The organism is Thalassospira sp. CH_XMU1420-2 (assembly GCF_037029325.1).
Classification (GTDB): domain Bacteria; phylum Pseudomonadota; class Alphaproteobacteria; order Rhodospirillales; family Thalassospiraceae; genus Thalassospira; species Thalassospira povalilytica.
Map to the genome: position 1 here is coordinate 765,799 of NZ_JAYMEG010000002.1, position 24,634 is coordinate 790,432.

A 24,634-nucleotide genomic window follows, 5' to 3' on the forward strand; every position below is an offset into this window, starting at 1 on the left:
AAAAGCGATTGCGAATTGTTTGCATTTACGCGGAATATGCAGGGCTGTCAAATCGCCAATATCGGGCAATGCTGATTAATCGATCCGGATTTTCAGATTTTCTGTCTGCTGAACGGGTCCTGCATCACCCGCCAACCGGGCGCGCAAAGCCACCATCCAAGCCTCGGAAACCGCCAATGATCCGGCATCTTGGCATTATCTCAATGCCCCGGCATTTTACGGACCGATGGCATCACAATCAGCACACCTGACACATGACGATTGTCACGCACCCGACCTGCAACGCTTTGCCATCGTCGCAAATCAATCGGGCCGTTGTGCCAATGGCAACGACCAAGGAAACTGATACCGGCATTTGCAGCAAATCAGATGGCCGAATGCATGCGGTAGCCCGGCGCAAAAAGCAATCTGGCCGACGTGATCCCGGCGTCATTTTCCCAAGTGGTCCGTTCCATCAGAAACAGGGGTGCGCCGGCATGGGTGCGTAAAATCTTTGCTTCCAGTTCGGATGCCAGCACGGCGGAAAATGATATATCCCCCTTGGTGTACGGGGCATGCAGAACCAACCATTCATTGGCACTGATCTTTGACAGATCGGCATCGACGATTTCCGGAACGGTGTCGATCGATACCCAGCGTTCTTCGAACATATAGGGTTTGCCATCGGCCAGATGCAGCGACGAAATATGGAGCATGTCGCTTTTGGCACTGACGCCAAGATTGGCGCAGATTTCCGGTGTCGGCGTACGGCGTTCAGTCAGTAACAGCCCATAGCCGTATTTCTGTCCACGGCCTTCGATCTCAAGACGAATGACCGGAATATCAAGCTTTGCACGGCGGACCGGATGGGTGGCAACCCGTGTGCCTGCCTTGCGCCTGCGATCAAGGAATCCTTCGGCGGCCAGTTCGCGCAATGCACGGTTCACCGTGGCACGCGCGCAACCCAGCTGTTCGGCAAGTTCGACTTCCTTGGGGATCTGATCGCCGGGCTTCCATTCGCGTGTATGGATGCGGCGCAAAACCTCATCATGGACCGATTGCCAGTTTGTCTGTTCCGAAGCGCTCACACCACTTCCTTGAGTTGTTCCATCACCTTGCGATACCGGTTGGTGATCGTGTCATGGGCGATGTGGCGGCCTTCGGTCACGACATGGCGACCGGCCGACCAGACATCACGCACCATGCGATCATCTCCGGCAAAGATATATGTATCGAGGATCGTATCGCCTTTCCGGCCGATCAGGTCAACAGCCGAGCCATCCAGCGCCATCAGATCGGCCAGTGCTCCAATCTCGATCCGTCCGCAATCGCGCCCGGCGGCACGTGCGCCGCCCTGTGCCACCGCATCATACAAACGCCGACCGGTGGATTTTTCCGGTGTTGCCAGGGCCGCACGGGATTTGTCGCGCAGGCGCTGACTGTAATCGAGTGTCCGCAATTCTTCCGAAAGCGAAATCCGGATATTGGAATCCGATCCGACCCCAATCGCCCCGCCGGCACCCAGATAACGCACACCGTCAAAGATACCGTCGCCAAGGCTGCTTTCAGTGATCGGGCAAAGCCCCGCCACAGCACCGGTCTTTGCCAGGCCAAGGGTTTCATGTTCCTGCATCTGGGTGCAATGGATCAGGCACCAGTTTTCATTCACATCGGCATTTTCCAGAAGCCACTCGACCGGGCGCTTGCCCCAGGATGCTTCGACTTCTTCGATCTCGGCCACCTGTTCGGCCAGATGCATATGGATCGGGCCATCCTTGGACAGCTTGGTGGTCGCAATCAGGTCTTCACGACCGACCGCGCGCAAGGAATGGGGGGCCACACCGATACGGGTATCGGCGGGCAGACCTTTAACCGCGCGAACCGATTCCTCATACAATTTGGCGAACTGTTCGGGATCGTTGCCAAACCGGATCTGCCCCGGTCCCAGCGGGCGCTTGTCACAGCCCCCGAATTGATAGTGAACCGGCAAAAGCGTCAGACCGATACCGGTAATATTTGCAGCAGCGGCAACGCGTTCGGCCATCTCGCCGATATTGTCATACAAATACCCGCCCGGACGGTGATGCAGATAATGGAATTCAGTATTATTGGCGTAACCGGCCTCCAGCATCTCCATCTGCACGAAAGCCGCAATCGCTTCGACATGATCAGGCGTCAGCTGATCAAGGAAGCGGAACATCAATTGTCGCCACGTCCAGAAGGTATCGCGCGGGTCGGGCCCGCGTTTTTCGGTCAGACCCGCCATCGAGCGTTGAAAGGCATGGCTATGAAGGTTGGCGACAGCGGGCAACAAAACCCCGATGCGATGATCGGCGGTCGATGCCAGTTCGGGTGAATCGGCTTTAATATTGCTGATTTTGCCCGATTGATCGACCTCTACCGCGACGTCCTGCGCCCAGCCATTACTGGTAAGTGCCTGATTTGCCCAAAGAATCGTCATAATCCATACCCGTCTTGACAGAAATATTATGTGCAGACATATTATCGTTAATAACGGACTTATCAAGGGGTGATCCTTCGCATGCTGCTCAGAAATGCAAAAGTCGTCACAATCACGGATGATAATCGCTACGGACTGATTGAATGTGGTGCGATTGCCATTCAGGACGGCTTGATCGACTGGGTCGGCAGCAATGATGAAGTTCCCGCCAAATATCTTGAGCAAGCATCCCGCGACCTTGAAGGCCGCCTGATTACCCCGGCCCTGATTGATTGCCATACCCATGTGGTTTATGGCGGCAACCGCGCGGTTGAATTTGAAATGCGCCTTGAAGGGGCAAGCTACGAAGAAATCGCGCGCGCTGGCGGCGGCATTGTTTCAACCGTGACCGCCACCCGCCAGGCCAATGTGGACCAGCTCGTAAAAACCGCCCTGCCACGCGTTGATGCACTGCTGGCCGAGGGGGTATCGGTTATCGAAGTCAAATCGGGCTATGGCCTTGATCGTGACACCGAACTCAACATGCTGCGTGCGGCCCGCAAAATCGCGACATTGCGTCCGATCCGGATCAAAACCACCTTCCTTGGCGCCCATGCGACCCCGGCCGAATTCAAGGGCGAACCTGATCGTTACATCGACGAGGTTTGCATCCCCGCCCTGCGCGCAGCCCACGCAGAAGGACTGGTTGATGCGGTTGACGGGTTCTGCGAAGGCATCGCCTTTAACACCGATCAGATCAAACGCGTATTTGACGTTGCGCGCGAACTTGGCATTCCGGTCAAGCTCCATGCCGAACAGCTTTCCAATATCGGCGGCACCAGACTGGCCGCCGAATATGGTGCGATTTCAATCGACCATGTTGAATATGCCAACGAAGACGACGCCAGGGCGATGGCAAAATCGGGATCGGTTGCCGTCCTGTTGCCCGGTGCATTTTACACCCTGCATGAAACCCGATTGCCGCCGATTGCCGATTTTCGCAAACACGGCGTGCCGATGGCAGTTGCCACCGACTGCAATCCGGGCACATCGCCGTTGATGTCGATCCTTCTGACCATGAACATGACCTGCACCCTGTTCCGCCTGACCCCGGAAGAGGCACTTTGCGGTGCGACCAAACATGCCGCAACCGCACTTGGCCTTTCCGATACCGGACAGATCAAGGCGGGTCTTCGTGCCGATCTTGCGATCTGGGATATCGAACACCCGGCCGAGCTTTCCTATCGCATCGGGTTCAACCCGCTGTTTGAACGAATTTTCGGCGGCGAAACCGTCGCCCGCAAAGCAGAATAAGACAACGAAACGCCCCACAACCTGTATTCGACAAGGATGCAAAATGACCGTAACCCTGACACCCGCCGCAGCAACGCTTGCCGATCTTGAAAATATCTGGCGCAACCAGATTGCCGTCAAACTTGATCCGTCGGCAAAGGCCGGTGTTGAGGCCGCCAGCGACATGGTCCGTGCCGCTGCCGAAGGCGAGGATGCGGTTTACGGGGTCAATACCGGGTTTGGCAAACTGGCATCGGTCAAGATTGCCGCCAAGGATACAGAAACCCTTCAGCGCAACCTGATCCTGAGCCATTGCTGCGGCGTGGGTGAACCACTTGATATCGCCACGACACGCTTGATGATGGCGTTGAAATTGCTGTCACTTGGGCGTGGTGCATCGGGTGTGCGCTGGGACCTGATCGAACTGATCGAAGGCATGCTGGCAAGCGGCGTGACCCCGGTTGTCCCGTCGCAAGGATCGGTCGGCGCATCGGGGGATCTGGCCCCGCTGGCCCATATGGCAGCTGTCATGATCGGTGCGGGCGAAGCGGTCTATTATGGCCTAACCATGCCCGGTGCCGAAGCCCTTGCCAAGGCCGGTCTGAACCCGGTTGTTCTGGGTGCGAAAGAAGGCCTTGCCCTGATCAACGGGACACAGTTTTCAACCGCCTGTGCATTGGTCGGGCTGTTTTCGGCATGGCGCAATGCCGCGAGTTCCATCGTCACCGCGTCACTTTCGACCGATGCGATCATGGGTTCGACCGCCCCGCTGGTTGATGAAATCCATACCCTTCGCGGTCATCCAGGTCAGATCAATGTGGCGCGTGCGATGCGCGATCTGATGGAGGGTTCGGAAATCCGCGAAAGCCACCGCGAAGGCGATACCCGCGTCCAGGACCCCTATTGCATCCGTTGCCAGCCACAAGTCACCGGAGCCGCGATGGATTTGCTGCGCTTTGCCGGTCAGACGCTTGAAATCGAAGCCAATGCGGTTACCGATAATCCGCTGGTTCTGAAAGAAGACGGTCGCATTGTTTCGGGTGGCAACTTCCACGCCGAACCGGTGGCCTTTGCCGCCGATCAGATCGCCCTTGCCGTTGCCGAGATCGGCGCAATTGCCCAGCGTCGCGTGGCCTTGATGGTTGATCCGACGCTTTCGCACGATCTGCCGCCGTTCCTGACCCCGGAGCCGGGCCTGAATTCCGGCCTGATGATTGCCGAGGTCACAACGGCCGCCCTGATGAGTGAAAACAAGCATCTTGCCAATCCCTGTTCGACCGACAGCACACCGACCAGTGCCAATCAGGAAGACCATGTATCGATGGCCGCCCACGGCGCACGCCGTCTGGCAAAGATGAATGCCAATCTTTCCTATATCCTTGGCGTCGAACTGATCTGTGCCGCACAGGGTGTTGAATTCCGAGCCCCGCTTAAAACCAGTCCCGGTCTTCAGAACGTCCTTAAAACCGTGCGCAAGGATATCCCGACCGTCAAGGAAGACCGCTATATGGCGCCCGACCTTGCCAAGGCGGCCGACCTTGTGACCGGGGGCGCGCTGGTTGCGGCTGCCAAACTGTCCGGTTTCGTAGTCGGGGAAGGTGCTTAACATGACCAATCCCGTTGAAATCAAACGCGGCGATGGCCCCATTGTTCTGGGACTGCCCCATACCGGCACCCATGTTCCCGATGATATTGCCGCCAAACTGAATGATCGCGGGCGCGCGCTTGCCGATACCGACTGGCATATCCACACGCTGTATGACGGGCTGATCGATAATGTCACGACGGTTCGTGCAACCTTTCATCGTTATGTGATTGATGCCAACCGCGATCCCGAAGGCGTCAGTCTTTATCCCGGTCAGAACACCACGACCCTGGTGCCGCTGACCGATTTTGATGGGGAAAACATCTGGGATATTGCCCCGACCGAGGCCGATACTGCCGCCCGTGCGGCCAATTTCCACGCCCCCTATCACGCCGCACTGGCAGCCGAACTTGAACGGGTGCGCGCCAAACATGGTGTGGCGATACTGTATGATTGCCATTCGATCCGATCAAACATCCCGTTCCTGTTTGACGGCACCCTGCCCGATTTCAATATCGGCACCAATCTGGGCACAACATGTGATCCGATGATTGAGACCCTGACCTCCGAAATCTGTTCGCAAGCCGAGGGATATAGCACCGTTTTGAACGGGCGTTTCAAAGGCGGCTGGACCACCCGCCATTACGGCCGCCCCGACATCAATCAGCACGCCATCCAGATGGAACTGGCACAGTCGACATACCTTTCGGCCGAGGAAGCACCCTGGGCCTATGACCAAGGCCGTGCGGCGAAACTGCGCACGCATCTTACCGACATTCTAAAGACACTGGCCGATTTGGCCCCATCACTAAGAGGCAAGTCATGACCAACAATCCGCGTCACAACCAGCGTGATATCTATCCGGCAACCGGAACCGACATCACCGCCAAAAGCTGGCTGACCGAAGCGCCGATGCGCATGCTGATGAACAATCTGCATCCCGACGTTGCCGAAAATCCGCACGAACTGGTGGTGTATGGCGGTATTGGCCGTGCGGCGCGCACCTGGAAGGATTTCGACCAGATTGTTGCCAGCCTCAAGGAACTTGAAGACGACCAGACCCTTCTGGTGCAGTCGGGCAAACCGGTTGGCGTTTTCCGCACCCACAAGGATGCGCCGCGCGTTCTGATTGCCAACTCCAACCTTGTACCGCATTGGGCAAACTGGGATCACTTCAACGAACTCGATAAAAAAGGTCTGGCGATGTATGGCCAGATGACGGCCGGTTCGTGGATCTATATCGGATCGCAGGGCATTGTTCAGGGCACCTATGAAACCTTTGTCGAGGCCGGTCGTCAGCATTATGACGGCAACCTTAAGGGCAAATGGATCCTGACCGGTGGTCTTGGCGGCATGGGTGGCGCACAGCCGCTGGCAGCCGTGATGGCCGGTGCGTGCTGTCTTGCGGTTGAATGCGATGAAACACGTGCCGATTTCCGTCTGCGTACCCGCTATGTCGATGAAAAAACCCATTCCCTTGACGAAGCGCTTGAAATGATCGACCGCTGGACCAAGGCGGGCGAGGCAAAATCGGTTGCCCTGATCGGCAATGCCGCCGACGTCTTCCCGGAACTGGTCAAACGCGGCGTTCGCCCCGATATCGTCACCGATCAGACATCGGCCCATGACCCGGTTCATGGGTATCTGCCGCAAGGCTGGACCGTTGCCGAATGGCGCGAAAAACAGGAATCCGATCCCAAGGCGGTTGCCAAGGCCGCCCGCGCATCGATGCGCGTTCAGGTCGAAGCCATGGTTGCCTTCCACGAAGCCGGTATTCCGACCGTGGATTACGGCAACAATATCCGCCAGATGGCGCTTGAAGAAGGCTTGGAAAACGCATTTGCCTTCCCGGGCTTTGTTCCGGCCTATATCCGCCCGCTCTTCTGCAAGGGCATCGGCCCGTTCCGCTGGGCGGCCCTTTCGGGCGATCCGGAAGACATTTACAAGACCGACCAGAAGGTCAAGGAACTGATCCCCGACGACAAACACCTTCATAACTGGCTGGATATGGCGCGTGATCGCATTTCCTTCCAGGGCCTTCCGGCACGGATCTGCTGGGTCGGGCTGGGTCAGCGCCATCGTCTGGGTCTGGCATTTAACGAGATGGTCAAGAATGGTGAACTGAAAGCCCCGGTGGTGATCGGTCGCGACCATCTTGACAGCGGATCGGTCGCAAGTCCGAACCGCGAAACCGAAGCCATGAAAGATGGCTCGGATGCGGTCAGTGACTGGCCGTTGCTTAATGCGCTGCTTAATACCGCATCGGGGGCCACCTGGGTCTCGTTGCATCATGGCGGCGGTGTCGGAATGGGCTTTTCGCAGCATTCCGGCATGGTGATTTGCTGTGACGGCACGGAAGATGCCGCACGCAGGGTTGAACGCGTCCTTTGGAACGATCCGGCAACCGGTGTGATGCGTCACGCCGATGCGGGATATGACATTGCACTGGATTGCGCACGGGAACACGGGCTGAACCTGCCCGGTATTCTCGGCAAGTAATCAGAAACCTTAATGCGGGGGCAATGACGATTGCCCCTTCAAAACCTTTCAGGGTTCAATCAAGGAGGCTCCTTAACATGAAAAGACGTGAATTTCTGACGGCCGGTGTTGCCGGCGTTGGTGCAGCGGCGGCGGCAACCTTTGCCACCCCGGCAATCGCACAGGAAAAGCGCCAGTGGAACATGGTTACCGCATGGCCGAAAAACCTGCCCGGGCCGGGGGTCGCGGCCCAGAAACTGGCCGATCGTATCACCACCCTTTCGGGCGGCCGGATCGAGGTCAAACTGCATGCTGCCGGTGAACTTGTACCGGGCAATGGCGTATTTGATGCGGTTGCCGAAGGCACGGCTGATATCTATCACGCGGTTCCGGCCTATTGGGGTTCGAAATCCAAAGGCATCCTTCTGTTCGGTTCGCAGCCATTTGGTCTGCGTGCAGATGAGCAGGTTGGCTGGCTGACCCATGGTGGCGGTCAGGAACTCTATGATGAAATCTATGGCCAGTTCGGTCTGAAGCCGTTCCTGTGCGGCAACTCCGGTCCGCAATGGGCTGGCTGGTTCCGTAATGAAATCAAATCGGTTGACGACCTTAAGGGTCTCAAATTCCGGACCACCGGTCTGGCGTCTGAAATGTGCTCGAAACTGGGCATGGCCGTTCAGGCCATGGGGGGTCGCGACATGTTCCAGGCGCTGCAAAGCGGTGCGCTTGATGCCGGTGAATTCATCGGCCCGTGGAGCGACAGCGCCCTTGGCTTCTATCAGGTTGCCAAGAACTACTACTGGCCGGGTGTCGGCGAGCCGTCCTCGGCCGAGGAATGCGCGGTCAATGCCAAGGCATATGCCGACCTTCCGGACGATTTGAAGGCCGTGGTCAAGTTTGCCTGTGACAGTCTTTATAACGAAGTCTGGACCGAGTACGAGACCAAGCACGCCATGGCGTTGCAGAAACTGGTGGCAGAACAGGACGTCAAGGTCCGCATGCTCCCAGATGATGTGGTTGAAGCCATGGGCAAGGCCGGTGCGGAAGTCATTGCCGAACTGCGCGAAAGCGACGATGCCCTGACCCGCAAGGTCACCGAAAGCTTTGTCGCATATCGTGATCTGATCGGTGGTTATATGACCTATGCCGATAACGGTCAGATGAATGCACGCGCCAAGGTGCTCGGCTTCTGATAAACATGATACCCGGCGCAAGGATACCGATCCTTGCGCCGGTTCTTTTCGTATCCGGGGGGATGTGATGCAACGCCTTGCTGATCGGCTTGATCTGATCAATCACTGGACCGGGATGACAGTGCGCTGGTTTGCGCTGATCATGGTTCTTTTGCAATTTGCCGTGGTTTTGCTGCGCTATGTTTTCGGCTTCAGTTCAATTGCACTGAATGAAAGTGTTCTGTACCTGCATGCCGGGCTTTTCATGCTTGGCGCGGGATACACGCTTTTGGTCGACGGGCATGTGCGGGTCGATATTTTCTATGCCGGGGCCGAAAACCGCACCAAGGCCCGCATTGACGCATTCGGCTATACCATTCTTGCCATTCCGTCGATGATGGCACTGCTATACTGGACATGGCCATCCGTGATCAATTCGATCTCGATGATGGAAGGGGCAATTTCGGTGGGCGGCATTCCGGCCGTGTGGCTTTTGAAATCCCTGATCCCCGCATTTTGTATTCTTTTGATTATTCAGTCGGTTGCCTGTTTGCTCAGGCAGATCATTGCCTTGCGCGATGGTGTTGACGATCAGGGTGCACAAAGCTGATGGAATATCTTGATCTTTTGATGTTCGCCGCCCTGATGGGCTGCATCCTTCTGGGTTTCCCCGTTTCGTTTTCGATCGCAGGTGTGGCGATCATTTTCGGTTATATCGGCTGGGCCACCGATGCGATGAATATCGGGCTGATGGGCGCATTCGGGCAGCGGGTATTCGGGACGCTGACCAATGATGTTCTGATCGCCATTCCGCTTTTTGTCGTGATGGGTGTGATCCTTGAACGGTCACGCATTGCCGAAGATCTGCTTCATACCATGGGCCGTCTGTTCGGCCAGCTGCGCGGCGGGCTTGGCATTTCGGTCGTTCTGGTTGGCGCGTTGCTTGCGGCATCGACCGGGATTGTCGGCGCGACAGTGATTGCCATGGGCATGATCGCGCTTCCGACCATGTTGCGCACGGGATACAACCCGAAACTGGCATCGGGGCTTGTCTGTACAGCCGGGACGCTGGGCCAGATTATCCCGCCTTCGACGCTTTTGATCATTCTGTCTGACGTCATGTCATCGGCCTATCAGCAGGCCCAGTATGAACAGGGCAAATTCACCATCGAAACCATTTCGGTTGGTCAGATTTTTGCCGGTGCGCTGGTGCCGGGCCTGACGCTAGTCGCGATTTACATCCTTTATATCCTGCTGCGCGGGGTGTTTCGCCCCGATGACATGCCACCGGTGCAAAGCGATGATGGCCGCCCCGATATCGGCGAGGTTTTCCGCGCTGTTTTGCCGCCGATCCTTTTGATCATTGCGGTTCTGGGCGCGATCCTTGGCGGGGTTGCCACCCCGACCGAGGCCGCATCGGTGGGCGCAATTGGCGCGATCCTGATGGCCGGTGCCCGTCAGGGGGCCAATCGCACACTGGTGCTTGCCGGGACGATATCGCTTCTGGTTCTTGCCGTGATGGCGGGGATTGCCCCGGTGCGTTTCCAGCGCAGTGACCTTACCGGTGTCGATTATATGCTGGGCGGGGTTTATGTTGTGCTGGCAATCATTGGCATTGCTGCGATCTTTGCCTGTCTGCGTCAGGCGTGGAAGGCAGATATCCTGAAATCGGCCCTGACATCGACCATGACGGTAACATCGATGATCTTTGCCACCATTCTGACCGCCAGCATGTTCTCGCTGGTGTTTATCGGACTGGGGGGCGAGGACCATGTGGCCGAAATCCTTGAAGCCATGCCAGGTGGACCGACAGGAGCGCTCCTGTTTTGCATGGCACTGATCTTTATCCTTGGCTTCTTCCTTGATTTCGTTGAAATCACGGTCATCCTGTTGCCGCTGATTGCGCCGGGCTTGATCATGATGGGCCACGATCCGGTGTGGCTGGCGATCCTGATTGCCATCAACCTGCAGACATCATTCCTGACCCCGCCGTTTGGCTTCTCGCTGTTTTACCTGCGCAGTGCCGCCCCGCCGGAAATCACTACCGGTCAGATTTACAAGGGTGTCGTGCCATTTATCGCACTTCAGGTCTTTGGCATCTTCGTCATCTGGCTGTGGCCATCACTGGCGCGCTGGCTGCCAAGCGTCGTGTTCTGATCACGCACAAATCCAAACAAAAACGCCCCGGCACGCCGCGGGCGTTTTTCGTATGCTGGCCGGCTTTAGAGTCAAACACAACTAGCTTTGACTTGCTGCCATGCACCATTTACGTCAGAACTGTCATCATAAAATATAAACGTTGAGTATTCAGCGTAAGGGAGCTCGTTTGTGTCCGGTTTTCATTGGTCACGAAATCAACGTCTGAGCCTTGTGGGCCGATATACATTGCTATCGGTCGGCGTTGTTGTATGCGCACTACTTGCCCTTAGCCTGTTCTACCAACGTTTTTCCAACGAACTGATTGACCGGCTTACTGGGGAGAGACTTAGCGCGCAGGTCGCGGCTACGTCAAACAAGCTCTCCGCTTTTCTCGATACGCGCATCTATCAGCTGGTAACATTGTCAAACCATCCAGCCATGCCCGCATTCATTGAGGCCCCAAACTCTCCACAGGCCGAAGAAGCTCTGACCCTGCTTCGGGTCGAGGCGGATTCTCCCGACCTTTATGGTGTCCTGTTTTTTGACTGGTACGATAATCTTGATCGACTGGTCGCCGGGCAAGCAGCATCGGGTCCACCATACTGGTCCAAAAACGGCTGGGATATTTCCGGCCTTCCGCGGGTCGAACATGAAGGCATTGAATTCATCGGTCCCAAATTGCCTGAGAATGGAAATTCCGGCTGGATTTTGATGCGGGCCCACATCCGTGATACCGGTTTGGGGCAGAACACCTCTGTCGGCCTGCATGTCCGTCTGGCATCACTGACCGAGCTGCTGGCAAGTGCCGGGGTATCAGGCGTGATTGATCCGCTTTTGCGCACGCCGGGTGGCATTGTTCTTGATGCAACCGGACGCCCCACCGAAGTCAATGGCGAGCTGATCGAAGGTCCAAGCATCCTTCCGGGCTGGAACCTTGTGATGAGTGTTAGACCGGGCACTATCCTGCAACCTATTGACGAAACGCGTTTCTGGCTCGCGGTGACTGCCGCCGTAATCATTGTGGTTATACTGGCAATCTTTTTTGCCTTGTCACGCAGCCTGCGTCGACGGGTCGATACGCTTGTTCAGGGGGCACATAGTATTGCGTCGGGTGATCTCTATTATCGTCTGCCCGAAGGTCGCCGGCGCGATGAAATCAGCACAGTCGCCAAGGCCTTCAACACCATGGCCTGGCAACTTAAGGACCTGATTGATCGTACGGTGCGGGCTGAAAAGCTTGCCGTTCTGGGCCAGTTTGCCACCGGCGTTGCCCATGAAGTCCGCAATCCTCTGGCCACCATGAAAACCACTGTTCAGGCCCTTGTTCGCAAGGAACCCGATGGAGAGCGCAAGACGCTTCTGGATGATATGGGTCATCAGATTGATCGCCTGTCACGCGTGGTGAATGACCTTCTGGCCTATGGCCGACCGGGGGAAGCATGCCCCCAGGTAACAGAAATACGTGATTTGTTCCGCCAATCATCGCGGGTACTGATCCCGGTCGCCGAAGAGGCCCATGTCCGATTTTATACCAGTGGCGATTCCCGTCTGACGATCTTTGTCGACCCGGATCAGATGTTACAGATCCTGCTTAATATCGGGATCAACGCCATTCAGGCATGCCAGCCCGGCGGCACGGTTAGCCTGCGAGCAGAACGCCACAAGGACCAGGTAGAAATACGCATCACCGACGATGGTGCCGGCATCCCCAAAGAGCATTTACTTGACGTCGTGCAGCCATTTTTTACCATGAAAAGCAAAGGAACCGGACTTGGCCTGACAATCAGTCAACAACTGGTCGAATCAAATAACGGTACCATCAATATTGAAAGTGCCCCGCAAGAGGGCACGACAATCACATTGAAGTTCCCGGCAACGAAACCGGAAACTTCAAAGGAGGAAACATCGAAAAATGCCTCGCAAGATCAGGATTCTGATCGTTGATGATGAAGAATCATTCGTCCGATCACTAAGCTTTGCGCTTCGCACCGAAGGCATGGATGTCACCGGCGTCCATTCCGGAGAAGATGCGTTTCTGCAAGTCCGTGAAAACAAATTCGATATCATCCTGCTTGATCTGCGCCTGCCCGGTGCGGATGGAATGGAGGTGCTTGATAGCATCCGCAAACTTGATATCGACGTGCCCGTCATCATGATTTCGGCTCATGGCGATACCCGTGCGGCGGTGAAAGCCGTCAAACTCGGTGCAGCTGACTACCTAAGCAAGCCGTTTGAACTCGATGAGTTGATCCATACGATCAACACTACCCTTGATCAAAACCGCACTGCACTTGAGCTTGATTACCACCGCAAGCGCAATGTCCCGACCAACGGACTGATCGGTGAATGTGCGCCGATGCGCGAATTGCGCACGACAATCGGCCGCGTTGCACAAAGCAGTGCCAGCCGTATCCTGCTGCAAGGGGAGTCCGGGACTGGCAAGGCGCTGGTTGCGCGCGCCATTCACGGCGAAAGCCCGCGCGCTTCAAACGCCTTTATCGAAGTCAACTGTGCCGCGCTGCCAGAACAGCTGATTGAAAGCGAATTGTTTGGTGCGGAAAAGGGCTCCTACACCGGAGCGCATCAGAAACGTACCGGCCTTGTCCGGCTTGCTGATGGCGGCAGTCTGTTTCTCGATGAAATCGGCGAATTGCCCCTGGCCCTACAGGCGAAGTTTCTGCACTTCCTTGAAAACGGAGACTATCGCCCGGTAGGAAGCGAGCATTCCGCATCGGCTGATGTGCGTGTGATTGCCGCGACCAACCGCGACCTTGCGGAAGAAGTCCGTCAGGGAAATTTCCGTGAAGACCTGTTTTACCGACTGAACGTCATCACCATTGATATTCCCGCACTGCGCCACCGCGGCGAGGACATTATCAGTTTGGTCGATCATTTCGCAGATCATCAGGCCAAAGCCGAAGGGTGCCATCCGATCCACTTTGACCATGCGACCCTTGAACTGTTACGCCATCATCGCTGGCGTGGCAATGTTCGAGAGCTCAAAAACCTGATTGAGCGATTGACCATTCTTTATCCGTCCAAACAGATTTCGCCGGACCTGTTGCCGGCCGAATTCCACGCTACGGATGATAACCCGGATGATCTGCATGCCGGAGTTTCGGATGGTAATGCGCGATTGCAGGACCGCATGGACAACACCGAGCGTCATCTGGTCCAAGATGCGCTTGATCAGGCCGACGGTCACAAAGGCCGTGCGGCAGAAATACTTGGTATTTCACGTCATGCCCTGAAACGCCGACTACAAAGGCTGGGCCTGCAATAACTTATCCCCAACCCGAAGCATTTTCGACGCACCCTTGAGCGGTTTCCGCTCAAGGGTGTTTTACTGTTTGAGCGCCTAACGCTCAAATTCGCGCTCAAGACCGCTCCATGATTTTGGCCCAAAACGGTCAATCGCGCGGCTTTCCTGACTTTGCGCCGAAATTTCGCAACTGGCACAGCCTTTGCGGAATAGCGAGACAAAGGTACAAACGCGAATGGAACAACCATTCGCAGGGAGGAAAGTCATGGAGATGCTCAAACACCCGGTTTCCGGGTGCATCACCATTATTGTTGCCACGTTAGTACTGTTTGCGGCCAACACCGCGCAGGCAGAACGTTTTGAGCTGGGCGCATCTGCACAGAACGCAGATGCTGTAATCGGCTGTTTGTACCCAATGACCGGACGGTCGGCCACATATGGCCGCGACAGTATTTCCGGAATCAAAATCGCACTTCAGGACCTTGAAGCCGAAGCCAAATCCGGCCTTGATGTACCCAATCTTCGCGTCATCGCAGATGATCCGCGATCAAAGGCATCCTACGCGGTTCGTCTGGCGCAGGATTTTATCACCAATGACAATGCCAAATTCTTCTGCGGCATAGTGTCATCTGGTGTTGCCCACGCCGTAAGCGACCTGGCCCGGACTGAAAAAATCATCATGGTCGGGACCGATCATGCATCATCACGGCTAAGCATCGAGGCAGGCCACGATTATTACTTCCGCGTCACCAATGACAGCTGGACATCGATGGCAGCCGGTGCCCGTTATTTACGTGATCTGCAAAAGGAAACCGGGTGGAAACGTCTTGCCTTTGTCGGACCGGATTATGATTACGGCCATGTTTCCTGGACGGACCTGCAACTTGCCCTTGATGAATTGGGTGTCGAATATGAAACCGTCGGCGACCTGTGGCCAAAGCTCTATGAGCCGGACTATTCGATCTACATCAATGCCCTGCAATCAGCAAAAGCCGACGTGGTCGTAACCGCCCTTTGGGGCGGGGATTTCATCGCCTTTATCAAACAGGCAGCCTCAACCCGGTTCTTTGAAACCACCCGTCTGGCCAATTTCGACACAGGCGCCAATTACGATGTGATGATGGCCCTTGGTGATCAGCCCTATCCGGGATTGATCCTTTCGGCTCGCCATCACAATAACTGGCCCGAAACGGGCCGGAACAAGCGGTTCGTAAAACAGTTTCACGACATGACCGGGCGTTATCCGACTTATGCGGCCGAAGGCGCCTATACCGGGATCATTGCCATTGCACGTGCCATCGAAAAGGCTGGTGGTGTTGACGATGACCGCGCGCTGATTACCGCCCTTGAAGGATTGCAGTTGGCCCTGCCCGAAGATCCGCCGGGATTTGCATCCTACATCGACCCCGAAACTCACCAGATTGTCCAGGCGCAAGCCGTGGGCACGGTCGTCCACAACGAAGACTTTCCGCCATCGAAACTGATGGTCGGGAATTGGGCGATCTACGATGCCGAAGACCTCAAGCCATCCAAAGAGATGGTCAAACGTCGCCGCGATGCCGTGGCAGGCGGGTCGGAGGCAGTTCCACCGCCAACTCCATGACCTTTCCCAAGGGAGGAAATAGTGAAGAACAATAAATCAAAATTCAGCAAACATCTTGTATCGGGCGTCGCAGCGCTTGCCCTTGCAGCAGGCGCAGCCGGTTCTGCATCGGCCGCTGAAAACGGCAAATTCCGCGTCGGGATCGTGACCTTCCTGTCCGGTCCGGCAGCTGGCCCGTTCGGCGTTCCGTCGGCTAATGCCGCCAAGGTTCTTGTTGAAGAACTGAACAAGGGCAACCTGCCTGCACCTTACGACAAGATCGGTATCAATGGCGCCGAAATCGAAGCCGTCATCATCGACGAGGCTGGCGGTGCGACCAAGCAGGTTGAAGAATACCGCAACCTTGTTCAGCGGCAAAAAGTCGATGCTGTCATTGGCTATGTTTCGTCGGGCGACTGCCTGGCAATCGCACCAGTTGCCGAAGAACTGAAAACCTTCACCATCGCATATGATTGCGGTACTCCCCGTCTGTTTGCCGATAACCCGGATGCACAATACATGTTCCGGACCGGTCTTGACGCATCGGTCGATAATATCGGCGCAGTTCGTTATCTGGCCGCGACCCGCCCGGACGTTACCCGTCTTGCCGGCATCCAGCAGAACTATTCGTGGGGTCAGGACAGCTGGGCTGACTTCACCGCGGCCGCATCTGCGCTCCTGCCCGAAGCCGAAATCGTCGAAGAACAGTTCCCGAAAATCTATCAGGGCCAGTACGGCGCTGAAATCTCTGCCCTGTCCGTGAAGCGCCCGGAAATCGTTCACAGCTCCTTCTGGGGTGGCGACATGGAAGCACTGGTTCTTCAGGCAAATGCCCGTGGCCTGCTTGAAGATGCAACCGGTCTTCTGACTTGCGGAGAAGCATCGTTTGCCACCTACAAAGATCAGGCCCCGAACGGCATGATCATCGGTGCTCGTGGCCCGTTCGGCCAGTTTGCCCCGGATAACGAACTGAACACCTGGTTCAAGGGTGTCTATCAAAACGCCTATGACATTGAGCCTGTCTATCCGGCAACCAAGATGGCACAGGCGATCCTTGGTCTGAAATATGCCGCCGAGAACGCCGGTGTCGCCGACAAAGAAATCCCGTCAGCAGAGCAACTTTCTGCTGCGATGAAAGGTGCAACCTTTGAATCGGTTTCAGGTACGGTTGAGATGGCGCGCGGCAATGGCCATCAGGCCATGCAGGGTATTACCTATGGTGAATATCACTACGAAGACGGCGTTGCATCAATCAAGAACGCTGTTTCGTTTGATGGCGAATGCGTAACTCCGCCCGAAGGTGTTGCGGCTGCGGACTGGATCGCAGACGGCTTCCCGGGCGCGAAGTGTAACTAAGCTGCACGCTCTGTTTCACTGAGCTTCCTGATCCAGCGGGCATCCCTTTTCCCTTGGGATGTCCGCCCCTTTCCCTGCACACTGGATATTTGTGATGACAAGTCTTCTTGCCGTCCTGATTGATGGCTCGATCTATGCATCGTGGCTGTTTCTTGTGGCTGCCGGCCTGACCGTGATTTACGGGGTGATGCGCATCCTGAACATGGCGCATGGCAGCTTTTATGCCATCGGCGCCTATTCAGCAGCGTCACTGGTTGGCTGGTATTTCAACAACGGCATCGGCCCGGCATGGGTCAGTTATTTGATGCTTGTTGGTGCCGCGCTGGTTGCCGGCCTGATTGTCGGTGTGATTATCGAACGCGGATTGCTGCGCCTCATGTATGGCCGCGACGAAATCCTGATGGTGATCATTACCTATGCCCTTCTTCTGATCCTTGAAGACGGTATGAAAATCGTCTGGGGTGTCAGCCCGTATTTCGCATACCAGCCTTATTCCGAACTTGGGCGCACTTCGCTCGGTTTGCTTAAGGTTTCAAATTACGACGTCGCCCTGGTCGGAGTATCCGCACTTCTTGGGCTTGGCCTGTGGGCATGGCTTGAACGCACCAACCAGGGCAAAGTCCTGCGTGCGGTGATCCATGACCGCGAAATCGCGGTTGCCATGGGCGTAAACGTGAAGCTGATGTTCACCATCACCTTTGTTCTGGGCACCACGCTGGGCGCACTTGCCGGTGCATTGACCGCACCTGCGATCTCGGTAGTACCGGGCATAGGTATTGAAGTGATTGTTCTGGCCTTTGCTGTGGTGGTGATTGGCGGCCTTGGCAGCATTGGTGGTGCTGCAGTCGGCGCCCTTCTGGTCGGACTGAGTCGTGCGGCCGCTGTTCACTACGCTCCTGAATTCGAACTGTTCGTCATTTATGGCGTGATGTCGCTGGTTCTGGCGTTCCGTCCCGAAGGCCTGTTTGGCCGTACTTTGGCGAGGAAAATCTGACATGCGTCTTGATAAAACTGAAATCTCGCTCGGGCTGATCGCACTTGGCTGCGTTCTGTTCGGCTTCGTTTCGCCGGGTTGGCTGATCTTCCTTTTGACCATCGCACTGGCCAAGGCACTTGTCGTGCAGGGTGTCGTCATGCAGATGCGTTCCGGCCTTGTATCCTTCGGCCAGGGGCTTTTCTATTGCATCGGCGGCTATACTGTCGGCATGGGCGGCCAGTTCTTTGGCATTCATGATGCGATTGCCGCCCTGTCACTTGGCATGTTTGTCGCGATTATCATCGCAATGCTGTTGGGTCTGTTACTAACGCGCTATCGCGAAATCTTTTTTGCCATGCTGTCGCTGGCATTTTCGATGATCCTGTTTGGCATCCTTGTCAAAAGCCAGGAACTGGGAAGTACGGACGGCTTTAACGTTCATGACTGGACCCTGTTCGGCTGGGCTCCCGAAGCCGGTGCTGGCAGCCAGCACACCGTCTTTACCATGACTGTCATTGCCGGTCTGATCGTTGCAGTTCTGATCCATCGTTACACCAAGGCAGGCATTGGCGTCATTTGCGAAGCTGTTCGCGAAAATGAAGTCCGTGTTGAATATCTCGGTCTGTCACCGCGCTGGTTGCTTTATGGCAACTATGTTGCTGCGGCGGCGGTATCGGCCCTTGGTGGCGGTCTGACGGCCCTGGCGACCGGCCACGTTGATCCGGAGATGGCCTATTGGACCACGTCGGGCGAATTTGTCTTCATCGCGCTTTTGGGTGGTTTGGGCCACGTGGCTGCACCATTTATTGCCGCCATCGTCTTCTCGTTCGTGCGGACATACGCCATCGAATTCGTACCTCATACCTGGCAGATGATCCTCGGTTTCACGCTGCTTGCGGTCATTATCTTCCTGCCCAAAGGGCTGTGGAGCCTGGTCAGCCGTGAAAAAACAGGAGAACGGGCATGACCTGCATTCTTGAAACACGTTCGCTGAACAAGGAATTCGGCGCGGTCATCGCCGCAAAGGATTTGAACGTTCAGATCAACAAGGGTGAAGTCGTTGGTGTGATCGGCTCCAACGGAGCCGGCAAGACGACCTTCATCAACATGGTGACGGGTTATCTCAAGCCGACCCGGGGCGAGATCCTGTTTAATGGCAAGTCGATCATGGGGCATTCTCCGCGTGCCATCACACGTGCTGGAATGGCACGTTCTTTCCAGGTCGCTCAGCTGTTCCCCGAAATGACCGTGCTCGACAATCTGATTGTTGCGCTGGCTGCGGCCGAAAGCGCCCGACCGAGTTTCCTGAGCCCCCTTCGCAGCGATGCACGCATCGCAAGGGCTGAGGAAATCCTCAAGGAATTCGGTGTCGCAAACTATCGCGATTCAATGGTGACCGCCGTCCCGCAGGGGGCGCGTAAACTGGTTGATATCGCTATGGCATTGATCGGCAATCCACAGATGCTGTTGCTTGATGAGCCAACCAGCGGCGTCAGCATGGATGAAAAAACCGGCCTGATGGATACGGTCATGAACGCCGTGCGTCAGCATGGCGTTACCGTTCTGTTTGTCGAACATGACATGGATGTGGTCGAACGCTATGTCTCGCGCGTTCTGGCGTTCTATAGCGGCGAAATCATTGCCGATGGCGAACCTGCGGCAGTTCTCGCCGATCAGCAGGTCCGCGATCTTGTGACCGGCCATCGTCCCACCATCAAACAAGGGAATGGCGCATCATGACCCTGGAAATTCGCAATCTCGATGTTTCGATCGGCAATATTCCGATCCTGCGTGATGTCTCGCTTTCAGTACCGTCCGGCAAGATGTTTGGCCTGATCGGCCATAACGGGGCGGGCAAGACCACCCTGATGCGCGCCATCATGGGCCTTCTGGATGCAGATCAGGGCACCATCACCTTTGATGGTCAGGACCTGCGCAAGCAGCCTGATTTCGCCCGTGCCAAAACCGGCATCAGCTATATGCCCGAAGATCGCCGTCTGATCCCGTCACTGACGGTCGAGGAAAACATTCTTCTTCCGGCCTGGACCAACGGTATTGCAGACGCTGCGGAACGGTTGAAATGGGTCTATGACCTGCTGCCCGAAATCGCCCAGTTCCGGGATCGCCGTGCGCTTCAACTTTCCGGTGGTCAGCAGAAACTGGTCTCGCTCGGGCGTGCATTGATGCCCGGTCGTAATCTTCTGTTGCTTGATGAACCGTTCGAAGGGGTCGCACCGGTGCTGTCACGCCGTTTGTCGGAAGTCATTTCTGATCTCGGCAGCAGTGGCCTTTGTGTCCTGATTTCTGAGTCCGATGACACCCACTCTGCCGATTTGGTGGCGGGCAGTTATCGCATCGAACGTGGCACCGTTTCCAAGGCTGAACAGGAAACCGCCTGATCCCAATGACAGCCACCACAACAAACAAGTCAAAAGACGAGGTTCCCCATGTCAGACTTTGTGTTTGAAACAACCCCTCGCGTCATTTGCGAGTTCGACGGTGCCTTGCAACTCGGCACCCTGTGCAAGGAGTTCGGCGCGAAACGCGCCGTTCTCCTGTCCGATCCGGGCTTGCAGAAGGTTGGTCTGATCGACGCCCCTTACGCAGCACTTAAAGAAGCCGGGATTGAAACCCTGCTCTGGACTGATGTTCAGGCAGACCCGCCCGAGGAAAGCATTCTTGCCGCGGTCAAAGGTGCCCGTGACTTCAAGGCCGATATCGTCATCGGCCTGGGTGGCGGTTCATCGCTTGATACCGCAAAACTGGTCGCCCTTCTGTGTGGCAAGGATCAGAAACTTGACGAGATCTATGGCATCGGTCTGGCGACGGGTCCGCGCCTGCCGCTTATTCAGGTGCCGACCACGGCTGGCACCGGTTCGGAAGTCACCCCGATTTCGATTGTCACCACACCGACGCACGAGAAAAAGGGTGTCGTGTCCAGCCTGCTTTATCCCGATGTTGCACTGCTTGATGCCAAACTGACCATGGGCCTTCCGGCCTCGATCACGGGCATGACCGGCATCGACGCAATGGTGCACGCCATCGAGGCCTACACCACCAAGCACAAGAAAAACGCCCTGTCGGACGGACTTGCCATCCGCGCGATGCAGCTGATGACCGCCCATATCGATGATGCGGTTTCTGCCACCCCGTCACGCGAAGCGCGTGAAGCCATGCTTCAGGGGTCCATGCTGGCCGGAATGGCCTTTGCCAATGCCCCGGTGGCGGCTGTTCATGCCCTTGCCTATCCTCTAGGCGGGCATTTCCATGTTCCGCATGGACACAGTAATGCGCTGGTCCTGATCGAAGTTTTGAAATTCAACCGGGATGCGGCCGTATCTCAATACGCCGAACTCGCCCGCGCCATTCTGCCGGATGAAAAGTTCGCAAATGACGATGCTGCCTGTGATCGCTTCATTACTTTCATGACCGACATGGTCGAACGCATGCCGTTCAGCCGCACCTTGCGCGAAGTCGGCGTGGCGGAAAGCGATCTCGACATGCTGGCAACCGATGCGATGAAGGTGGAACGCCTTTTGATCAACAATCCGCGTGAAATGACGTTCGACGCCGCACGCGCGATCTATGCCGCCGTGCTGTAACGAAAAGGAATAGCCACCATGACCATCCAGCTAAATGATACTGGCCTTTGGCAAACCCAGGGGCATATCGACGGCCAATGGGTCGCATCCGACAGCGGCAAGACCTTTGCGGTTGTTGACCCGGCCACCGGCGAACATCTTGCCGATGTGCCCGATATGGGTGCCGCCGAAACCCGCCGTGCGATTGATGCCGCCAATGCCGCCCTTCCGGCGTGGCGGGCCAAAACCGCCAAGGAACGCACAAATGTGCTGCGCAAATGGTTTGATCTCTGCATGGCGGCCCAGGCCGACCTTGCATTGCTGATGACCCGCGAACAGGGCAAACCCCTGGCAGAGGCATCCGGCGAAGTCGCCTATGGTGCGTCCTTCCTTGAATGGTTTGCCGAAGAAGGCAAGCGCATCTATGGCGATGTTATCCCGTCACATGGGGCGGACAAACGCATCATCACCGTCAAACAGCCAATCGGTGTTGTTGCCGCGATCACGCCATGGAACTTTCCGATGGCCATGATCACGCGCAAATGCGCCCCGGCCCTTGCCGCGGGTTGCACGGTCGTCATCAAACCGGCAGAAGATACCCCGCTGACCGCGCTTGCACTGGTCGAACTGGCCAAACGCGCCGGGTTCCCCGATGGCGTAGTCAATATCGTCACCGCATCACATGGTGCTGAAATCGGTGGTGAACTGACTGCCAACCCGATCGTGCGCAAACTGTCCTTCACCGGCTCCACGCAGGTCGGCAAACTTTTGATGCGTCAATGTTCTGATACCGTCAAAAAAGTCAGCCTGGAGCTTGGCGGTAACGCGCCGTTTATTGTCTTTGACGATGCAGATCTGGATGCGGCGGTTGCAGGCGCAATTGCCTCGAAATACCGCAATGCCGGGCAGACCTGCGTCTGTGCCAACCGCATTCTGGTTCAGGAAGGTGTCTATGACGTCTTTGCCGCCAAACTGGCCGAGGCCGTTGGTAAACTGCGTGTCGGTTTGGGCACCGAAGAAGGAGTTACCCAAGGTCCGCTGATCAATGCCAAGGCAATCGAAAAGGTCGAAGCACTGGTCGAAGACGCGGTTTCTCGTGGGGCAAGGGCTGTTCTGGGTGGTGATCGGGCCAAGCCCGACAGCAACTTCTTTACCCCGACCATTCTGACCGGGGTTACGTCGGATATGCGGATTTTCTCCGAGGAAATCTTTGGTCCGGTTGCACCGCTGTTCAAATTCAGCAGTGAAGAAGACGCCATTCGGATGGCCAATGACACGCCATTTGGTCTGGCGGCCTATTTCTATGCCCGTGATATCGGCCGCATCTGGCGGGTTGGCGAGGAGCTTGAATACGGCATCGTCGGCATCAACGAAGGCATCATTTCGACCGAATCAGCACCGTTTGGCGGGGTCAAGGAATCCGGCATCGGCCGCGAAGGGTCAAAATACGGCGTCGATGATTTCGTCGAGATTAAATATATGTGCCTCGGCGGTCTCGCCGGGAATGCCAACTGATCCCGGATAAGGAGACACATCATGAGTTTCATGTTCCGAAGTGCGCCGCGCATCGTCTGCGAAGCCGGTGGCATTGCCAAGACCGGCAGCCTGATGAAGGAACTCGGCGCCAGCCGTGTCACCATTGTCTGCGATCCCGGCATCGTCAAACTGGGCTTTGCGCAAAAGGCGCAAGATGCGCTTGAGGCCGTCGGTATCGCGGTTCAGGTCTTTTCTGACGTCGAAGCCGACCCGCCCCAGAAAATTGTCGAAGCCGCCATTGCGAGGGCACGTGACTGGAAGGCGGATGGCGTAATCGGTCTTGGCGGCGGCAGCTCGCTTGATAGTGCGAAGCTGGTTGCATTGCTCGCCAACAGCGATCAGACCATCGAAGAGATCTATGGGGTGGACAAGGCAACCGGTGATCGCCTGCCGTTGATCCAGATCCCGACCACCGCCGGGACCGGATCGGAAGTTACATGGGTGTCGGTGATTACCGATAACGACCACCTCAAACAGGTTGTCTACACCCCGCAACTGATGCCCGATATCGCCCTTCTTGATGCGGAACTGACCTATGGCCTGCCGCAAAAGGTCACAGCGGCCACCGGCCTTGATGCCATGGTCCATGCGATCGAAGGCTATACCAGCCGCACACGTAAAAACCCGATTGCCGATGGCATGGCGGTCACCGCCCTTTCGCTGCTTGGCAAGAACCTGATGAAGGTGATTGAAAATCCGGGTGACAAGGAAGCACGCTCTGCCATGTTGCAGGGATCGCTGATTGCCGGGATGGCGTTTGCCAATGCATCGGTTGCCGCCATTCATGGCTTGGCCTATCCTCTGGGCGCACGCTTCCACATCCCGCATGGTCATGCCAATGCGCTAGTCATGGCGCAGGTGATCCGCTTTAACCTGCCAGCCGCGAAAAAGCTGTATGCCGAACTCGCCCCGTGCCTGATCGAAGGGGTCGATTTCGACAGCGAAGACGCCGCCGCAGAGGCGTTCGTGAAACGTATCGAAGAAATGGTTCCAGCCAGCGGCCTTGAAATCCGCCTGCGCGATCTTGGCGTCACCGAAGAGTCCCTGCCGGAAATGGCCGAGGAGGTCTTTACAAAAATCCATCGCCTGATCGACAGCAATCCGCGCGACATGACCGCCAAGGAGATCGAGGCGATTTATCGCAGCGTTTATTAATTTGCCCGTCTGCAAACTTCGGTTTGTATCGTGGCACAAGAACCGGCGGCCTGTTTGGTCGCTTGGCCGCCGGTTCTAAAGTTATCAAAATGATCAGACC

The 24,634-nt window shown here is 56.3% G+C and carries 20 protein-coding genes; 18 read left to right on the top strand and 2 right to left on the bottom strand.

Translation table 11 applies throughout. The annotated features are described in order from the left end of the window. Window positions 1-365: 365 nt before the first annotated feature. Entirely contained in the window at window positions 366-1,067 is a 702-nt protein-coding gene (locus tag WA429_RS08210; RefSeq protein ID WP_101247167.1) for a GntR family transcriptional regulator, read from the bottom strand. Then, window positions 1,064-2,440, bottom strand: a complete 1,377-nt coding sequence (locus WA429_RS08215) for a formimidoylglutamate deiminase (RefSeq protein WP_287465406.1) — start codon at window positions 2,438-2,440, stop codon at window positions 1,064-1,066. Before WA429_RS08215 ends, WA429_RS08210 begins: the two co-directional genes overlap by 4 nt. 81 nt (window positions 2,441-2,521) lie before the next feature. On the opposite strand from WA429_RS08215, the gene hutI reads away from it, so the two are divergent. The 18 genes from hutI to WA429_RS08305 all read left to right on the top strand — a co-directional run bounded on the left by hutI (window position 2,522) and on the right by WA429_RS08305 (window position 24,534). Beyond that, window positions 2,522-3,733 carry an imidazolonepropionase gene (hutI, locus tag WA429_RS08220; RefSeq protein ID WP_287465404.1) on the top strand — a complete coding sequence of 404 codons (1,212 nt, stop codon included), beginning with the start codon at window positions 2,522-2,524 and terminating at the stop codon, window positions 3,731-3,733. A 43-nt stretch (window positions 3,734-3,776) separates the two neighbouring features. Beyond that, entirely contained in the window at window positions 3,777-5,318 is a 1,542-nt protein-coding gene (hutH, locus tag WA429_RS08225) for a histidine ammonia-lyase (RefSeq protein WP_287465403.1), read from the top strand. Window position 5,319: 1 nt separating this feature from the next. Beyond that, window positions 5,320-6,123 (top strand): N-formylglutamate deformylase, encoded by an 804-nt coding sequence (gene hutG / locus WA429_RS08230; RefSeq protein WP_287465401.1) that lies wholly within the window; start codon window positions 5,320-5,322, stop codon window positions 6,121-6,123. Continuing rightward, window positions 6,120-7,796 (top strand): urocanate hydratase, encoded by a 1,677-nt coding sequence (gene hutU, locus WA429_RS08235; RefSeq protein WP_206928194.1) that lies wholly within the window; start codon window positions 6,120-6,122, stop codon window positions 7,794-7,796. Before hutG ends, hutU begins: the two co-directional genes overlap by 4 nt. Window positions 7,797-7,873: 77 nt before the next feature. Continuing rightward, the gene (locus tag WA429_RS08240; protein WP_287465399.1) at window positions 7,874-8,968 is read left to right on the top strand and encodes a TRAP transporter substrate-binding protein; all 1,095 of its coding nucleotides are present in this window, start codon (window positions 7,874-7,876) and stop codon (window positions 8,966-8,968) included. Between the two features lie 67 nt (window positions 8,969-9,035). After that, the gene (locus WA429_RS08245; protein WP_101247174.1) at window positions 9,036-9,557 is read left to right on the top strand and encodes a TRAP transporter small permease subunit; all 522 of its coding nucleotides are present in this window, start codon (window positions 9,036-9,038) and stop codon (window positions 9,555-9,557) included. Next, window positions 9,557-11,104, top strand: a complete 1,548-nt coding sequence (locus tag WA429_RS08250; protein WP_114113091.1) for a TRAP transporter large permease — start codon at window positions 9,557-9,559, stop codon at window positions 11,102-11,104. Before WA429_RS08245 ends, WA429_RS08250 begins: the two co-directional genes overlap by 1 nt. A 420-nt stretch (window positions 11,105-11,524) precedes the next feature. Further along, window positions 11,525-13,030 (top strand): sensor histidine kinase, encoded by a 1,506-nt coding sequence (locus tag WA429_RS08255; RefSeq protein WP_287465398.1) that lies wholly within the window; start codon window positions 11,525-11,527, stop codon window positions 13,028-13,030. Then, complete coding sequence (locus tag WA429_RS08260; protein WP_287465397.1) at window positions 12,999-14,369, top strand: sigma-54-dependent transcriptional regulator; 1,371 nt, start codon at window positions 12,999-13,001, stop codon at window positions 14,367-14,369. The genes WA429_RS08255 and WA429_RS08260 overlap by 32 nt, the downstream gene beginning before the upstream one ends. Window positions 14,370-14,613: 244 nt before the next feature. Further along, window positions 14,614-15,951: an ABC transporter substrate-binding protein gene (locus WA429_RS08265; protein WP_250280410.1), complete on the top strand. Its 1,338-nt coding sequence runs from the start codon at window positions 14,614-14,616 to the stop codon at window positions 15,949-15,951. 21 nt (window positions 15,952-15,972) lie between these two features. Next, window positions 15,973-17,286, top strand: a complete 1,314-nt coding sequence (locus WA429_RS08270; RefSeq protein WP_068518374.1) for an ABC transporter substrate-binding protein — start codon at window positions 15,973-15,975, stop codon at window positions 17,284-17,286. Window positions 17,287-17,380: 94 nt separating this feature from the next. After that, entirely contained in the window at window positions 17,381-18,280 is a 900-nt protein-coding gene (locus WA429_RS08275; protein ID WP_068518373.1) for a branched-chain amino acid ABC transporter permease, read from the top strand. A gap of 1 nt (window position 18,281) precedes the next feature. Then, a complete protein-coding gene (locus WA429_RS08280; protein WP_250280411.1) occupies window positions 18,282-19,229 on the top strand; it encodes a branched-chain amino acid ABC transporter permease in 948 nt (315 codons plus the stop codon). Continuing rightward, window positions 19,226-20,002: an ABC transporter ATP-binding protein gene (locus tag WA429_RS08285; RefSeq protein WP_114113099.1), complete on the top strand. Its 777-nt coding sequence runs from the start codon at window positions 19,226-19,228 to the stop codon at window positions 20,000-20,002. The genes WA429_RS08280 and WA429_RS08285 overlap by 4 nt, the downstream gene beginning before the upstream one ends. Then, on the top strand, window positions 19,999-20,661 hold the full coding sequence (locus WA429_RS08290; RefSeq protein ID WP_068518370.1) for an ABC transporter ATP-binding protein: 663 nt from the start codon (window positions 19,999-20,001) through the stop codon (window positions 20,659-20,661). The genes WA429_RS08285 and WA429_RS08290 overlap by 4 nt, the downstream gene beginning before the upstream one ends. 48 nt (window positions 20,662-20,709) lie before the next feature. Continuing rightward, a complete protein-coding gene (locus tag WA429_RS08295) occupies window positions 20,710-21,864 on the top strand; it encodes an iron-containing alcohol dehydrogenase (RefSeq protein WP_250280412.1) in 1,155 nt (384 codons plus the stop codon). Between the two features lie 18 nt (window positions 21,865-21,882). Further along, window positions 21,883-23,358: an NAD-dependent succinate-semialdehyde dehydrogenase gene (locus tag WA429_RS08300; protein ID WP_287465396.1), complete on the top strand. Its 1,476-nt coding sequence runs from the start codon at window positions 21,883-21,885 to the stop codon at window positions 23,356-23,358. Window positions 23,359-23,379: 21 nt separating this feature from the next. After that, window positions 23,380-24,534 (top strand): iron-containing alcohol dehydrogenase, encoded by a 1,155-nt coding sequence (locus WA429_RS08305; RefSeq protein ID WP_336107235.1) that lies wholly within the window; start codon window positions 23,380-23,382, stop codon window positions 24,532-24,534. The last annotated feature ends 100 nt before the right edge of the window (window positions 24,535-24,634 follow it).